We start from the raw sequence: 15,430 nt of genomic DNA on the forward strand, positions 1-15,430 counted from the left end.
TGAGTTCCCGATGTGGGCTTGACACGATTTGAAACAGTGGATCTCGCAAGCGGAACCGCGCTGACGAATGGCGCGTTTTCGGACCACTAAACGGATCACGACGACGTGGAGGCGAATATGAGAACCCCGAATTTCCGGGCCGGACTGCCAATCCTCGGTGCACTGGCTCTGGGTGTGCTCGCGGGTTGCAGCAGCGTATCCGAGGTCACCAAGGAGCGCGTCGCTCGCAGCGAAACATCTGTGCAGCAGGCCGAGCAAACGGTGGGTCGCTCGGAAGCGGGCGCGATCGAGCTGCAACGAGCCAAGGATCATTTGGATCAGGCCAAGGCGGCGCTCGACAAGGAGAATGGCCGGCAAGCAGAACGTCATGCGCAGCTGGCGCAACTCGACGCGGAGCTGGCGCTGGCGAAATCACAAAGCGCGGCGGCGCGTAAGGCGGCCGACGAGGTGCTGGCCAGCATTCAACAGTTGCGTCAGGAAGCGGCCCGCGGCGCCGTGGCCAGCGATCAGTGATGGTTGACTGCAAGTTAACCAACGGAGAATCACGATGAAACGTTCATATAATGTGTTGATGACGGTCGCCGTTGCCGGCCTGCTGGGCGCCTGCAGCTCGACGCCGGATCGCATCGAGGACCTCGAAGTGGCGCGCGCGATCGTGCCGCAAGTCGAAGCCTCGCCACGCGCAGGCGTAGCGGCCACCAATGTTTCTGAAGCGCGCAAGTCGCTGGATCGAGCCAATGCGATGGCGGACAAGGGCGGCAAGCTGGCGGATATCGAGTACGAAGCACAGATCGCCGCCAGGAACGCGCAGATCGCCAATGAGAAGATTCTGGCTGCGCAGGCGCGTGAAGAGATCGAAAAGGGCGAGGCGGAACGGCAAGCTGTGCTCGCTCAGGCGCGCGATGCCGAAGCGCGGCGCAATGCGGCTGCGGCACAGTCTGCTCAACAGCAGGCGCAAATGGCTCAGCAGCGTGCGACGACGCTGGAGCAGGAGCTGTCCGAGTTACGTGCCAAGAAGACGGATCGCGGCATGGTGCTGACCTTGGGCGACGTGTTGTTCGACACCGGTCTGGCTACGTTGAAGCCGGGCGCGTATCTCACCATCGATCGCCTGGCGGATGTGCTCAAGGAAGCACCGGATCGTAAAGTGATGATCGAGGGTCACACCGACAGCGTGGGCACTGACGAATACAACCAGGGTCTGTCCGAGCGTCGCGCGGCGGCTGTGCAGACGGCGTTGCTCGAGCGAGGCGTGCGTTCGGAGCAGATCACGGCCTTGGGTAAAGGTGAATCGGTGCCGGTTGCAAGCAACGATAACGCCGCGGGTCGACAGCAGAACCGTCGCGTCGAAATGATTTTTACCGACAATCAATCCCAGGTCGCCTCTGACGTGGAGTAGTCGGTCTCCATGGCGAGGACATTCCCCGCCGTTCCAGTCACCTCCTCCCTCGGTCGAGGGAGGGGGTGTCGTTGTTTATTCGTCTTCTAAAAGGAAGCAGTCATGAATGTACGCATTGTCGTTGCCGATGAACGTCAGGCGAGCTTTTACGACGCCGTCACTCCCAAGGCGCCGCTGATGGAGCGCGGTTCGCTGCAAAACGAGCGGGGCGGCCGGCGAGACATCGATTTAGAAACCGACCGCGCGGGTCGTCGCTACGGCGGTACTTCTGGTGTCAGCCATGGCAGCGGCCAGGTGCAAGGCCACCATCACGGCGTCGATGGGGAGAAGAGCACTGTACAACATGAGCTGACTTTGTTTGCTAAAGAGGTGGCGAGGAAGATCGAGACCGATCGGGCGAGGAATGAGTTCGATAGGTTGGTGTTGGTGGCCGGGCCCAAGATGTTGGGTTTGCTGCGGCAGTCGTTGTCGAACCCTACGCAGTCGATGTTGGCGGGTGAGATTTCCAAGGACATCCTCCATCAGGGGCCGGAGGTCATCTTGAAAGCTGTTCCTATCGAGGCGTTCGAGACGTTTCGGATGCAATAGTCGTTTGTTGTTGTGCCGCCTTCGGCGGCGTGACAGAGGGCGCCTTCGGCGCGTTCTCGGAGCGCAGAGGCGTCGGTGGCTTGCGCCGTCCGAGGTGACCTTTCTCCTTCCGGCACCGTGCTCCCCTCGTCCGCGCAAGCGCGGTCGAGGGGTCCCATCCCTGGGCGCACTGCGACGAAAAGGTCCCTCTTTTTCGACGCTGCCGGAAGGAGAAAGGTCACCTCGAACGTCGCCTCTACGTGGGTGGCAGCTTCACGAGGCTCGGCTGCCCTAGCCAACGCCTGCTCAGCGGCTCGCCGCAGGCGAAAGAAAGTACATCTCGATCTTTCGAGTCACGTGCGGGCGAGCGTTCGAGGTCACCTCGAACATCGCCTCTACCTCGGTGGCAGTTTCAAGAGGCTCGGCTGCGCGAGCCAACGCCTGCTCAGCGGCTCGCCGCAGGCGAAAGAAAGTACATCTCGATCTTTCGCGTCACGTGCGGGCGAGCGTTCGAGGTCACCTCGAACATCGCCTCTACCTCCGTCGCAGTTTCAAGAGGCTCGGCTGCGCGAGCCAACGCCTGCTCAGCGGCTCGCCGCAGGCGAAAGGAAGTACATCTCGATCTTTTGCGTCACGTGCGGGCGAGCGTTCGGGGTCACCTCGAACATCGCCTCCACCTCGGTGGCAGTTTCACGAGGCTCGGCTGCGGGAGCCAACGCCTGCTCAGCAGGCTCGCGCGCGAAAGAACGTACATATGAATCTTTTGTCACGTGCGGGCGAGCGTTTGAGGGAGGCCTTTTTGCTTGGGTTAGCGGGGCACCCAGAGGAGGGCTAGGGTGCGGATGTCGATGTCGGTTTTGCGGGGTTTGAGGGAGATTTGTTCGATCGGCACGTTGGCGGGGTCGAGGTCGGCGCGGAGGCGGGTGACTTCTGATTCCAGTTCGGCTTGTAGATCAGCGAGACGCTGTTGCAAGACTTCGCGGTTCTCTTCGGCTCGGGTCACGTCGCTGTTCTCTTTGCCGAGGCGGCCGGCGCTGCGGGCGGCGCTGCCGATGCGCTGGGCGTTGCCGACGCTGATGGCTTTGCGGCCGAGCAGCGCGCCGAGGATGGAGGTGCCTACGGAGATGGCGGCTTGCATCTTGTGCTGTGACACATCGGCGCGTTCGCGTTCGACGCGTTCGTCGGCACGGCGCAGTTGATCCTGCAGGGACGCGAGCTTCGGCGCATATTTCTTACGCAGCTTCTCGATTTCACCATCGCGCTTCTCGCGCAGAGCAAGGCTGAGCTTGGCGCGGAAGTCGCCTTCGCTGGTCGCGGGCGCGACGGCCTGGCCGACGGTGGGGCAATGGAAGAGGGGCAACGTCACTGTGGAATAGAGATAGCTGACGAGCTCCTTCTGCCAGGAACGATAGTTCTGAGCTCTCAGGAACGCTGCGGGCGTCTTTGCGTAGTGAACGTTCTGCGTCGGCGCGGCGCTGGATAACTGACCTTGCAAGTCGGCGTGCGCATGGATGTCTGCCTGCGACCAATCGACGTCTGTTTCATTAGAAGCCAGTGGCGCGATCAGCGAGCGCGTTTCCCATACATCCAGACCGGCCGCCTTGTCGACGAAATGCAGCCGCGCGGTGCCGAGCACGCGAGGATAATAGGTGACGCCCGGCTCGTCGGATTCGAGATAGAGCTCGCTGACTCCAGCCGGAACGACGGGCTTCTCTTCCGAGCCGGCACGAGGTGTGTCCGAACGTGCGGAGACGGGCGCGGCGATGGTTGAGGAGGAAATGGCCGGCGCGCGAGACAGCTTGGCGATCTCCTGCAATGTCAGCGGCCCGCGAAGGTACGACAGCGTCCAGCGAGTCCGAAACAGCACCGGCGCGGCGTCGTGCACGTTGCGCATGAGGAACACGCGATTGCCCAGGTTCGCCAACAAACGTTCGAGCTGCGCTTTATCCAACCCTTCCCCAGCCGCCCCAAGCAAGCCTTCGATGACGCGCGCTTTATCACGCTCGGTCTGCAAGCGACCAATGAACCACGTGCCCGCGTTCGATAGGCCCTTATAGTCGAGGTCCACAGGATTCTGCGTCGCCAGCACCACGCCCAAGCCGAACGCGCGCGCCTGTTTCATCAACGTGAGCAGAGGCAACTTCGAGGGCGGCATCGCGCTCGGCGGGAAGTAGCCGAAGATCTCGTCCATGTAGAGCAGGGCACGCAGGCTCGACGTGCCCGACTGCCGCCGCATCCACGCGATGATTTCTCCAAGCAGCAGCGTGACGACGAACATGCGCTCGGCATCGCCGAGGTGTGCAATGGAGATGACTGAGATGCGCGGCTTGCCCTCGGCCGTGAATAACAAACGTTGCACATCCAGCGGCTCACCCTTCATCCACGGAGCGAAGCTGGGCGAGGCGATCAGGTTGTTGAGCGCCATCGCCAGCTGCATGCGCTGTTTCGCAGGATAGAAAGTTTCCAGGTCGAACACGCCCAGCTGCTCGAACGGCGGCTTCTGCACGCCTTGAATGAGCGCAGCCAGGGTGAGATCGCGACCCGAGCTCCAGGCCTGTTCGAACAAGCTGGTGAGCAGAATGTGTTCGCGACTCTGAATGGGATCGGCTTCGATGCCGGCCAATCCGAGCAATCCACCAACCGTTGCATTGACACGCTCGCGCAGCGCGCCGGCATCGAGTCGCTGCTCTTCCGAAGGTGCGGCGAAGGACTGGAGCACCGACAGCGGCCGGCCTGCTTCACTCCCCGGTGTGTAGATCGCGATGTCGACAGCGTCGCGGAAGCGAGCGATGCGTGCGCCGTCCTGTTCCCAATCGCCCAATCCCTTGCGCCAGGTTTCAGCCGTTTGCGCAGCCGCGGCTTCAGGCGACACGCCTTGACGGGCCGCCGCTGCCGTGTCGATCCAAGGCGCGAAGTCTTCGGTTCGCAGCGAGGGGAAGCTCAGCAGCAGATTGCCGAGGTCGCCCTTGGGATCGATGGCGATGGCCGGCACGCCGTCGATGGCCGCTTCCTCCAGCAATGACAGACACAGGCCGGTCTTGCCGCTACCAGTCATGCCGACACAGACCGCGTGCGTTGTCAGATCGCGTGAGTCGTACAGCAGCAGATCGGGCCGGTCCGCGCCGCGTTCGGCGTCGTACTCGCGGCCAAGATAGAAGGATCCGAGGGCTTCGTAAGAGGGCAAGGTCGCCATGAAGAAAATGCTCGATGAGGGGTCGGCGCTTCAGAACTTTCAGCGATGAGACTGCGTCGTTCGCGTCTGACGTTATAACCGCTTTGTAACCCGTCGATTACTGACCTTATCACTGCCGGCCGGTAAGCTCCGGCCGCTATGTCCATCACGCTCGATCAAGTCACCAAACGGTATCAGGGATCGCCGGTAGTCAACGATGTTTCGCTGGAAGTCGGCGAGGGCGAGTTCTACGTCCTGCTCGGTCCCAGCGGCAGCGGCAAGAGTACCTTGCTGCGCGCCATCGCGGGCCTGACCGGCGTCGATCACGGTCGCATCGCTCTGCACGGCAACGATGTCACGCACGTCTCGGCGCGGCAACGGGGCGTCGGTCTGGTGTTCCAGAATTATGCGCTGTTCCGTCATATGACGGTGGGCGAGAACATCGAGTTCGCGCTCAAGGTCCGTCGCATGAAGGCGGCCGAGCGCCGCGAGCGTCGCAAGGAGTTGCTGCGTCTGGTGGCGCTGGAAGGCATGGATGATCGCTTGCCGACGCAATTGTCGGGTGGTCAGCAACAGCGCGTTGCCGTCGCGCGCGCATTGGCGCACAAGCCGCCGGTGTTGCTGCTCGACGAGCCGTTCGGTGCACTCGACGCGAAGATCCGCGAAGAGCTGCGACGAACGATTCGCCAGGTGCAGCGTGAATTGAAGATCACCACGGTGCTGGTGACGCACGACCAGGAAGAAGCTTTCGCGCTGGCCGACCGCATCGGTGTGATGAATCTCGGCCGTCTGTTGGAGAGCGGCAAGCCCGATGAGTTGTACGCGCGACCGGCGACCCGCTTCGTAGCGACCTTCCTCGGCGCGGCCAATCTGTTGTTGGCGCGGCAGACCGAGCAGGGCATTCGTTTCGGCACGACGCCGGTCAATGCGCGTCGCGTCGAGAAGCTGGACGGCGGTCGCGAACAGGAAGTGGTCGCGGTGCTGCGTCCCGAAGAAGTCGAGCTGGCGCCGACGAGGGACAACCTGCGCACCAACTTCATCGCGAACGGCATCGTCGAAGAAGCGGTGTTCACCGGTGCGCTCGAGCGCATGCGGGTGCGCATGGCGGACGGCGCCGCGAACGCTCACATCGGAACTCACAGCTCGAACGGCCATCACTCGCCCACCGCGTTGCTGGATGTGACTCGCACTCAGCACGAACAGCGCCTGTTCCCAGTGACCATCGGCCAGACGGTGGCCATTGGCGTGCGTCGCATTCACGTGCTGCCGACGCCGCTCTCCAGTTACACCGCGTATGGCGCAGACGAGGCTGCCTGCGAACGGCTGGCTCAGCATCCTCTGCTGGTGGAGCTGGCGAATCGAATGAAGACGCGCATCATCAAGCGCGTCGAAAGCGCGCTTGCCGCGGGCGTCGCGACGGCCAGTGCGCCGGTGTCGGGCGTCGCCGTGATCTCGGGCGGCCCGAACTCGGCCGAGCAACTGCAGTGGTTGTTGCAAAACGGCGCAGGCGAAGTGCTGGTGCTGCCCACACATTCGGCGTCTCCGCAACGTGTGTTGATTCACTGGGCCGAGGATTCGGCGCGTCGTTCGACCCTGGCAGTGGCTGCCAGTCTCTTGCGTCACGTGGCTGCCGAGGCGGTATACGTCGGCATTCTGCCCGAGGGCAGTGGCGAAGCGCAGCGTCCTTTCGGTGTGCGCACGCTGCTCGATGCGCGCTCCGAAGCACAGGCCGTGCATGGCTTGGAAATGCGGACGGAGTTGCGCTTCGGCGCGGCGGCCGAAGAACTTCAACGTCAATTGTCGGACTCGGAGGCCCCCATGTTGATCCTCGGCGTCTCGGATCCGGCGCAGTTGCGTCACACGTTCGGCGCGTTGTTCGCCGCTGGCGCGCCCTATCCCTTGATGGTCGTGTATCGGCCCGGCAGGGACAGCGAAGGAGTGTCGGAATGATCGGCCCGATGATCAAAAAAGCAAAACTCCTGGCAGGTATCGGTCTGCTGGCCATGCTCGCCGGTTGCGGCGGCGGTGACGATGCCGGCCGCGTGACGCTGCTCAACGTCAGCTACGATCCGACGCGCGAGTTGTATCGAGAGATCAACGAAAGCTTCGCTCAGCAATGGGAGAAAGAACATCAGCAGCGCGTGACCATCAAACAATCGCACACCGGCTCCGGAAGTCAGGCGCGCGCCGTCATCGACGGACTCGACGCGGACGTGGTCACCCTGGCGCTGGCTTACGACATCGATTCGATCCAGACCAAGGGCAAGCGCCTCGGCGCCAACTGGCAGAAGCGGCTGCCGGACAACAGTTCGCCTTACACCTCCACCATCGTGTTCCTGGTGCGCGAGGGCAATCCCAAGCAGATCAAGGACTGGCCGGATCTGGTTCGCAACGGTGTCGCGGTGGTGACGCCGAATCCAAAAACTTCCGGAGGCGCACGTTGGAACTATCTGGCGGCGTGGGGCTCGGTGTTGCGCACCGAGCTGGGTGGCGACTGGTCCAAGCTCGACGATCCGTCGGCGGAACAGCAGGTCGCGGCCGCGGAGAAGAAAGCAGAACAGTACGTGAGCGCGTTGTACAAGAACGTGCCGGTGCTGGACAGCGGCGCGCGTGGAGCGACGAATACTTTCGTGCAGCGAGAGATCGGCGACGTGCTGCTCGCTTGGGAGAACGAAGCGCTGCTGGCGATCAAGGAGCTGGGCCCGGACAAAGTCGAGATCGTGGTCCCGAGTGTCAGCATTCTGGCCGAGCCGCCGGTGGCCGTGGTCGATACGGTGGTCGATCGTCGCGGCACACGGCAGATCGCGGAAGCGTATCTCAAATATCTGTACACGGAGCCCGGTCAGCAGGCCGCCGCCAGACATTACTTTCGGCCACGCAATGCCGCGGTTCTCGAACAGTACAAGGACCAGTTCCCAGCGCTCGAGTTGTTCACCATCAATCAGGTATTTGAGAGTTGGGCGACGGTGCATGAGCGGCACTTCGCCGACGGCGCGATGTTCGATCGCATTTACGGCATGGCCAGTGCCGGGAGCGATCGTCGATGACATTTCGGCAGCCGTCGATCCTGCCGGGTTTCGGCCTGACGCTCGGCTTCTCGACGTTCTTTCTGTGCGCGATCGTGCTGTTGCCGCTGGCGGCGCTGGTCATGAAGACCGCGACCATGGGCTGGGACGATTTCATTCGCGTGCTCACCGATCCGCGCGCGGTGGCGTCGTACCGGCTGAGCTTCGGCGCATCGCTGCTGGCCGCAACGTTGAACAGCGTGTTCGGATTCATCATCGCCTGGACCTTGGTGCGTTACGAGTTTCCCGGCCGCAAACTGATCGATGCGCTGATCGATATGCCGTTTGCTTTGCCGACCGCGGTGTCGGGCATCGCGTTGACGGCGGTGTTCGCCGAGAACGGCTGGATCGGCCAGTACCTCGCGCCGTTCGGGATCAAGGTCGCTTACACCTGGATCGGTGTGGTGGTGGCGTTGACGCTGATCGGGTTGCCCTTCGTAGTGCGCTCGGTGCAGCCGGCCATCGCGGAAGTACAGCGTGATCTGGAAGATGCGGCTGAAACACTCGGCGCCGGCCGGATCACGATCTTCCGTCGCATCGTTCTGCCAACCGTGATGCCCGCCCTCGCGACCGGATTCACATTGGCGTTCGCGCGTGCCGTGGGCGAATACGGCTCGGTGATCTTCATCGCTGGCAACCTGCCGATGCGCACGGAAATTACGCCGCTGCTCATCGTCATCAAGCTCGAGCAGTTCGACTACGCGGGCGCGGCGGCGCTCGGATTCATCATGCTGACCATGTCGTTCGCGATGTTGTTGTCCATCAACCTGCTGCAAGCCTGGGGCCGTCGGCGACTGGTCGCCGCGGGACGCTGATGGCCGGCGGTCCTTCCAAAGAAGTGTTGGCGGAAATCGCGAGCCGGCCGGGCCGCGACACCGTCGTCTCGTCCATCGTCAAGTATGTTTTAGTCTTGACGTCGCTGGGCTTCCTCGCCGCGCTGTTGTTCGCGCCGCTGGCCACTGTGTTCATCACGGCGCTGAGCAAGGGCTGGGAGATGTACCTGGAGGCGTTCAAGGACGAAGACACGCTCGCGGCGATCCGGTTGACCTTGACCGTGGCGGCCATCGTCGTGCCCATGAACACCATCTTCGGCATCGCCGCCGCCTGGGCCATCGCCAAGTTCGAGTTCCGGGGCAAGAGCTTTCTGATCACCTTGATCGACCTGCCCATCGCCGTGTCGCCGGTGGTATCGGGTCTGGTCTATGTGTTGCTGTTCGGCGCGCAGGGCTGGTTCGGCCTGTGGCTGCAGGAACGTGACATCAGCATCATCTTCGCCGTGCCGGGCATCGTGCTCGCCACCATGTTCGTAACCTTCCCGTACGTGGCGCGCGAGCTGATTCCGTTGATGCAGCAGCTGGGCAACGATGAGGAAGAAGCCGCAATCACGCTGGGCGCGGGCGGCTTGATGACATTCTTCCATGTCACTTTGCCGAAAATTCGCTGGGGCCTGGTGTACGGCGTGATCCTGTGTAATGCCCGCGCGATGGGCGAGTTCGGCGCCGTCTCGGTGGTTTCCGGCCACGTCCGCGGCCTGACCACGACCATGCCGCTGCATGTGGAGATCCTGTATCAAGAGTACAACTTCGTCGCGGCTTTCGCGGTAGCATCGCTGTTGACCTTGCTCGCGGTTCTGACGCTGGTAATCAAGTCCTTAGTGGAGTTGAAGAGGAAGTGATAGATCGCTTCTTCTCATATGTGATCGACCGCATTCAGCAGTTCATCGACGGGCTGCAGATCGATACCTCGCGCGCGAGTCTCGGGGTCTGGATTGCGGCCATCAATGTCGCCATCGTGCTGCTGCTGGTGGGTGGCATTTCGATCTCCGCGATCGGCTCGCTCCGCGACCTGGCCGATCAGCAGGGCAAATCGCGGGTGCAGCTGGCGGGCGCGATGGCGCGCGAAGATTTGCGCCGTTACGGCGAAGACGCGCTGACTCACGCCAAGGCGGTGGCGGATCGCCAGACCCTGCAACGACTGCTCGCCGATCGTCGGGCCGCCACCATCGGGCCGTATCTGCGGCGCTCGTGCAATTCGGACACCATCACTTCGTGCGCCGTGTTCGAACGGGACGCGCTGGTTGCACAGGCCGGTGTCGAGCTGCCGTGGGAATTGATCGCTTCTTCTGCCGCCGAGCAGGGCGAACGTTTCATGGCGGTGCCGTTGGGCTCGCCCTATGCGCTACTCGGCGCATCGGCACAGGTCGGCGGTGCCACCGAGCGTCGTCTTTACGTTGCACGCCTGCTGGATCAGAAGCTGGCACAAACGCTCACCGAACGCGTGGGCACGCAGATTCGCCTGATCAATTACCGGGTGTTCATCGAAGATCGCAAGGTCACCGATTTCAATCGGCTGCACTCGGCCGGCCTGTCCGACGGCCGCTCGGCGGTGGCGCGGCTCGAAGATCAGGATCTGTATGCCGCGAGCTTTCCGATTTTCGCGGTGTCGGGTGAAGCCATCGCGTTCCTCGAAGCCCGACTGCCCTCTTCGGAAATCGACGCGTCGGTCAGCGGGCTGGCCAAGCGTCTGCTCGGCACCGCCATCGTTCTCGCCGCCCTCGCGGTATTGGCCGGCGTCGTGCTCGGCCGTCAGGTAACCGGGCCGGTCTCGACCTTGACCGACGCGGTGGAAAAACTGGGTCACGGCGATTTCTCGACCTCCATTCCGGTGGGCGGCACCAAAGAAGTCGGCAAGCTCAGCCGCACCATCGAGGACATGCGCAACAACCTGATCGAGCTCACCGGCACCCTGCGCCGGCGCGAAGCCGAGGCGCAAGCTGTGCTGAGCGGCATCGTCGAAGGCGTGTACGCCGTCGACAAGTCTCGAGTCATTCGTTACTTGAATCCGCAGGCAGCGCAGTTGCTCGGCGTGCAAGCGCATGAAGCCATCGGACGCTTCTGCGGCGATGTGCTGAAGCCGTGCCGGGACGTGGATGGCGTGCGGCCGTGTGAAAACAATTGCCCCATCGTGCGCGCGCGGCTGGAAGGCAGTTCCCAGGCGACCGAACGTTTGCAGCTGAGCGAGGGCGCACCGCGCATCACCATCATCACCAGCTCCAGCCCGGTGGACGACTTGCAGGTGCAGGTGATTCGTGATGAAACCGAGCTCGAAGGAGTGCGTCGGGCACGGGATTCGGTGCTGGTGAATATTTCTCACGAGTTCCGAACGCCACTGGCGGCGCAACTCGCCTCGATCGAGCTGCTGCGCGAAGGCTTCGACACCATGACGACAGAACAGCAAAAAGAGCTGGTGCTGTCGTTGGAGCGGGGCGCGCTGCGCTTGACCCGCCTGATCGATAACCTGCTGGAAAGCGTCCGCATCGAATCGGGTCAGCTCAGCATCCGGCATCAGAGCGTGGCGCTGGCTGAAGTGATCGAAGATTCCGAGGCATTGATCGGCGCGTTGTTGACGCAGCGTCGCCAGCGACTGGCAGTGAACCTGCCCGAGGATTTGCCCAACGTCGATGGCGACGGTCCGCGTCTGACTCAGGTGTTCGTCAATCTGCTGGCCAACGCGAGCAAGTTCGCGCCCGAAGACAGTGTCGTACGCATCGGCGCGGAGCATACCGGCGAATTTGTGACCAGTTGGGTCGAGGACGAAGGGCCGGGCGTACCGGAGATCGAAAACAATTCGATCTTCGATCGCTTCTATCGCAGCGGCGGCGAGGAACCCGAGCCCGGCGGCCTGGGTCTGGGATTGTGGATCGTGAAATCCATCGTCGAGCGGCACGGTGGCAGCATCGCCGCCCGGCGCACTGCCGAAGGCCGAACGCGTTTCGAAGTAACACTGCGACTCAGTGGCGATCTCTAACAGTCTATGAAGATTCTATCCGCGGACGATGACAAGGACTTGCTGGCGCTGATCGCCTTCACGCTGTCGCAGGCGGGCTACCTGGTCATCAAGGCCGGCGATGGCGTGCAGGCGCTGCGAGCGTTCGAGAGCGAAGGGCCGGACCTGGTCATTCTGGACATCAATATGCCGGGCGCGTCGGGCTTCCAGGTGTGCGAGGCGATCCGCACCAAGTCGCGCGTGCCGGTGATGATGCTCACGGTGCGTGGCGAAGAGGAAGATCTGGTGCGTGCGCTCGAGTTGGGCGCGGACGATTATCTGACCAAGCCTTTCAGCCCGCGGACTTTGCTCGCGCGTGTCAAAGCGCTGCTGCGTAGGGCGGGGATGGAGAATACTGCTCCACTTGTCGCCGGCCGCATTCGACTGGATGTCGACGAGCACACGGTGCAGGTCGGCTCGAATGCGCCACTGCGCTTGACCAAGCTCGAATTGCGTTTGTTACAAATGCTGATTGCGAATGCCGGTCACACGGTGAGCTCCGATCGGTTGCTGATGCAGGTGTGGGGGCACAAAGGCTCGGGCGATCGGCAGTTGCTCAAGCAGCTGGTGCATCGCCTGCGACACAAAATAGAGATCGATCCGGCTGCGCCGCAGATGCTGCAGACCGCGCCGGGCGCGGGCTACAAGCTGGTTGTCGATTGAATACCGGCGTTGCGCCTCCGACCTGGTTATAAATGGGTTGCACACCGATAGCGTCAGTCACGCCATTTCGTGACTTCGACGTTACAGACTTGATACCGCCATTTTCCTAGTCTGAGCTCCCCGAAGCCGGGAGCAAAAGATTTGGCGGGATTGCTGAGAACCATAGTCATTGTCGGCGGCGGATTCAGCGGCACGGTGCTCGCTGCCAATCTGCTGCGTCGGCCACCGCCCGGGCCGACTCGACTCGTGCTGATCGAGCGCGCGGATGAAGTGGGGCGCGGCGCCGCCTACGCGAAGCGTGCCTTCCCCTATCTGCTCAACGTGCCGGCAAGCCGTATGTCGGCGAACTCGGCTGCGCCCAACGAATTCCTGGAGTTCGCCCGGCGTCGCATGCCCAAGGCGAGCGGCGAAGGTTTTCTGCCGCGACCGCTGTATGGCGAGTACTTGGGCGAGGTGTTGCTGGCCGCGCAGCTGAGTGCGCCAACAAACATCCGGCTGGAGATCGTCAAAGGCTCGGTCGTCAACCTGCGTCGACTCGAGCGCCATGTGCCGTTGCAAGTGGAGCTGGAAGATGGCCGCCGCTTCACGGCCGATGACGTCGTGCTTGCGCTTGGCAATCCCAAGCCCGCGTCGCTCGCCGCGGCCAGAGATGTTCTGACTCATCCGGCGTATGTCGCCGATCCGTGGGCCGTCGATCTGAAGTTCAATCGAGACCAGACCGTGCTGCTGATCGGCACCGGTCTTACAGCGGCGGATATCATCAATGTCGCTTCGGCGGATCCGCAGCGAGTGCCGACGCTACACGCGTTGTCTCGTCACGGCCTCGTGCCACCCAGGCAGACGCCGTTTCGGCCCGATGCATTCAACGGCGATGGCAATGCGCTGCTGCTGGCAGCTTCGACGTCGCTGCGTCGGCTGACCAGCTCGGTGCGCTTGCTTGCCCACGAGGCCGAACGGATGGGCGGCGATTGGCGCGAGGCGATCACGTTCGTAAGAAACATGGCGCCCACGATCTGGCAACGACTCCCGGAGCGCGATCGTGTGCGATTTCTACGGCACGTGCGCGCGCATTGGGATATCCATCGGCATCGCTTGCCGCCGGAGATGAACCAGAAGATCGAAACGCTGAGAAATGTACAGCGTCTCACCATCCACGCCGGCCACATCAAGGAAATCGTTCCGCGCGGGGATCGCATTGAACTGATCTGGCGGCCGCGTGGCCAGCAACGCATGCGAGCTCAGCAGTTCGATCGGGTGATCAATTGCACTGGTCCCGACTACGCCATCGCGCGTTCGTCCGATCCGCTGTGGCGCAGCCTGCTGCAGTGTGGATTGTGTGTGCCCGATTCCCTGGGCTTGGGATTGCGAACTGGGCCGAACGGCGCGGTGATCGATGTCGACGGCTGGCCCGGTCCGCACTTGTTCTATGTGGGGCCGATGTTGCGTGCGGATCATTGGGAAGCCACCGCCGCTCATGAGTTGCGCGGCCACGCTGAAAAACTGGCCGCGCTGCTAGCTATGGAGCGGCGTTGACGCCATGAGGATTCTGATTGCCGATGACGATGCCGATTTGCGTGCGCTGATTGGATTCACGCTCATGCAGGCCGGCTTCGATGTCAGCACCGCCGTGGACGGCGAGAGTGCTCTGCAGGCATTCCAGCGCGATTCGCCGGATCTGGTGCTATTGGCCGTCAACATGCCGGAACCGAATGGTTTGAAGGTGTGTCGCGAAATTCGTGGTCGCTCGCCTGTGCCCATCATGATGTTGACAGTGCGCGATGTCGAAGAAGAGCTGATCGAAGCGTTCGACTCGGGCGCGGATGACTACGTGTGCAAGCCGTTCAGTCCGCGCGCGTTGCTGGCTCGCGTGCGTGCGTTGATTCGACGTTCGGAACCGTTCGAAGGTGGAGCGATGTCGGTCGGCAATATCCGCCTCGATCCGGACCAGCGCACATTGCAACTCGGCATGGCGCCGCCACTGCGACTCACACCGCTGGAGTCGAAGGCGCTGCAACTCCTGATGGCGACGCCCGGCCGCACGGTCACCGCCGAGAAGTTACTGCTGCACCTGTGGGGCCGCGCTACTGCTCGCGAGCGCCGCACGCTGAAACAGCTGATCTACCGGTTACGCAACAAGATCGAAGTGGACACTTCGTCGCCGGAGTTGCTGCGGACCACGCCGGGCGCTGGCTACAAACTCATGGTCGACTGAGATCGGGGTCGACTGCCATCAAGTCGTTATTTGTTCATGCGCTGAACCGCGCAGCGGGCCGGATCGCCGGAAAGTTGACCGCGCCATGACCGTGCTTCGACTGACCGCATGACCGGCGCTGCGTAGATTGCCACTCAGCGGTGCCGCGATCGAAAGCGTCGCGTCCTGCGGGCTGCAAGCCAACTCCCCCCTGGGCGAGCAGTCATCCGTTCGCCCTCTCGTCTCGAACCCCACGGCGACGGGAGGGCATTTTTCCAGCATGGAGGTCCACGATGCTGTTCGATTTGCGCGATGTGACTCGTCGCACGACTGCAGTTGAGAATGGAAGGCGTTCGCGGAGGATCTGGCTATGGCGCGGATGAAACAGATTCTCCATGCGCCGCCGCCGCCGCGAAATCGCTATCAGCAGCGAGGTTTGACCGGCGGTGTCGCCTCGGCGGCAACTCTGCCCGCTGCCCTCGTTGCTCATGAGCCACATGCGCTGAAAAAGCGCGAGTGGTTGCCTGTAACATGCTTGTTGTACGCTG

The 15,430-nt window shown here is 62.6% G+C and carries 12 protein-coding genes; 11 read left to right on the forward strand and 1 reads right to left on the reverse strand.

Annotated features, from left to right (window positions below; translation table 11 throughout):
- Window positions 1-117 precede the first annotated feature (117 nt).
- From JM946_RS05965 to JM946_RS05975, 3 genes are all read left to right on the forward strand, one after another.
- Window positions 118-513, forward strand: a complete 396-nt coding sequence (locus JM946_RS05965; RefSeq protein WP_203166229.1) for a DUF4398 domain-containing protein — start codon at window positions 118-120, stop codon at window positions 511-513.
- A gap of 34 nt (window positions 514-547) precedes the next feature.
- Window positions 548-1,399, forward strand: coding sequence for an OmpA family protein (locus JM946_RS05970; protein WP_203166230.1), 852 nt, complete (start codon window positions 548-550; stop codon window positions 1,397-1,399).
- A 102-nt stretch (window positions 1,400-1,501) separates the two neighbouring features.
- A complete protein-coding gene (locus JM946_RS05975) occupies window positions 1,502-1,987 on the forward strand; it encodes a host attachment protein (protein WP_203166231.1) in 486 nt (161 codons plus the stop codon).
- 787 nt (window positions 1,988-2,774) lie between these two features.
- Here JM946_RS05975 and JM946_RS05980 read toward each other — a convergent pair.
- The gene (locus JM946_RS05980) at window positions 2,775-5,159 is read right to left on the reverse strand and encodes an ATP-binding protein (protein ID WP_203166232.1); all 2,385 of its coding nucleotides are present in this window, start codon (window positions 5,157-5,159) and stop codon (window positions 2,775-2,777) included.
- 138 nt (window positions 5,160-5,297) lie between these two features.
- Between JM946_RS05980 and JM946_RS05985 the strand changes: the two genes are divergently transcribed.
- The 8 genes from JM946_RS05985 (at window position 5,298) to JM946_RS06020 (ending at window position 14,903) form a co-directional block, all read left to right on the forward strand.
- Window positions 5,298-7,088 carry an ABC transporter ATP-binding protein gene (locus JM946_RS05985; protein WP_203166233.1) on the forward strand — a complete coding sequence of 597 codons (1,791 nt, stop codon included), beginning with the start codon at window positions 5,298-5,300 and terminating at the stop codon, window positions 7,086-7,088.
- The gene (locus JM946_RS05990; protein WP_322110900.1) at window positions 7,085-8,185 is read left to right on the forward strand and encodes a sulfate ABC transporter substrate-binding protein; all 1,101 of its coding nucleotides are present in this window, start codon (window positions 7,085-7,087) and stop codon (window positions 8,183-8,185) included. Before JM946_RS05985 ends, JM946_RS05990 begins: the two co-directional genes overlap by 4 nt.
- The gene (gene cysT, locus JM946_RS05995; RefSeq protein ID WP_203166234.1) at window positions 8,182-9,018 is read left to right on the forward strand and encodes a sulfate ABC transporter permease subunit CysT; all 837 of its coding nucleotides are present in this window, start codon (window positions 8,182-8,184) and stop codon (window positions 9,016-9,018) included. The genes JM946_RS05990 and cysT overlap by 4 nt, the downstream gene beginning before the upstream one ends.
- Window positions 9,018-9,878: a sulfate ABC transporter permease subunit CysW gene (gene cysW / locus JM946_RS06000; protein ID WP_203166236.1), complete on the forward strand. Its 861-nt coding sequence runs from the start codon at window positions 9,018-9,020 to the stop codon at window positions 9,876-9,878. The genes cysT and cysW overlap by 1 nt, the downstream gene beginning before the upstream one ends.
- Entirely contained in the window at window positions 9,875-12,010 is a 2,136-nt protein-coding gene (locus JM946_RS06005; RefSeq protein WP_203166238.1) for a sensor histidine kinase, read from the forward strand. The genes cysW and JM946_RS06005 overlap by 4 nt, the downstream gene beginning before the upstream one ends.
- Window positions 12,011-12,016: 6 nt before the next feature.
- Window positions 12,017-12,691, forward strand: a complete 675-nt coding sequence (locus tag JM946_RS06010; RefSeq protein WP_203166240.1) for a response regulator transcription factor — start codon at window positions 12,017-12,019, stop codon at window positions 12,689-12,691.
- Between the two features lie 150 nt (window positions 12,692-12,841).
- Entirely contained in the window at window positions 12,842-14,224 is a 1,383-nt protein-coding gene (locus JM946_RS06015; protein ID WP_203166242.1) for an FAD/NAD(P)-binding protein, read from the forward strand.
- A gap of 4 nt (window positions 14,225-14,228) precedes the next feature.
- A complete protein-coding gene (locus JM946_RS06020) occupies window positions 14,229-14,903 on the forward strand; it encodes a response regulator transcription factor (RefSeq protein ID WP_203166244.1) in 675 nt (224 codons plus the stop codon).
- Window positions 14,904-15,430: the final 527 nt, after the last annotated feature.

Origin of the sequence: Steroidobacter gossypii, from assembly GCF_016801985.1 — a bacterium.
In the GTDB taxonomy this organism is placed as follows: Bacteria; Pseudomonadota; Gammaproteobacteria; order Steroidobacterales; family Steroidobacteraceae; genus Steroidobacter; species Steroidobacter gossypii.

Excerpts from the sequence above, each read along its gene's own strand:
- cysW (WP_203166236.1), top strand. The coding sequence starts at position 9,018 with ATGGCCGGCGGTCCTTCCAAAGAAGTGTTGGCGGAAATCGCGAGCCGG.
- JM946_RS06020 (WP_203166244.1), top strand. The coding sequence starts at position 14,229 with ATGAGGATTCTGATTGCCGATGACGATGCCGATTTGCGTGCGCTGATT.
- JM946_RS05980 (WP_203166232.1), bottom strand. The coding sequence starts at position 5,159 with ATGGCGACCTTGCCCTCTTACGAAGCCCTCGGATCCTTCTATCTTGGC.
- JM946_RS06010 (WP_203166240.1), top strand. The coding sequence starts at position 12,017 with ATGAAGATTCTATCCGCGGACGATGACAAGGACTTGCTGGCGCTGATC.
- JM946_RS05990 (WP_322110900.1), top strand. The coding sequence starts at position 7,085 with ATGATCGGCCCGATGATCAAAAAAGCAAAACTCCTGGCAGGTATCGGT.
- JM946_RS05985 (WP_203166233.1), top strand. The coding sequence starts at position 5,298 with ATGTCCATCACGCTCGATCAAGTCACCAAACGGTATCAGGGATCGCCG.
- cysT (WP_203166234.1), top strand. The coding sequence starts at position 8,182 with ATGACATTTCGGCAGCCGTCGATCCTGCCGGGTTTCGGCCTGACGCTC.
- JM946_RS05975 (WP_203166231.1), top strand. The coding sequence starts at position 1,502 with ATGAATGTACGCATTGTCGTTGCCGATGAACGTCAGGCGAGCTTTTAC.
- JM946_RS05970 (WP_203166230.1), top strand. The coding sequence starts at position 548 with ATGAAACGTTCATATAATGTGTTGATGACGGTCGCCGTTGCCGGCCTG.
- JM946_RS05965 (WP_203166229.1), top strand. The coding sequence starts at position 118 with ATGAGAACCCCGAATTTCCGGGCCGGACTGCCAATCCTCGGTGCACTG.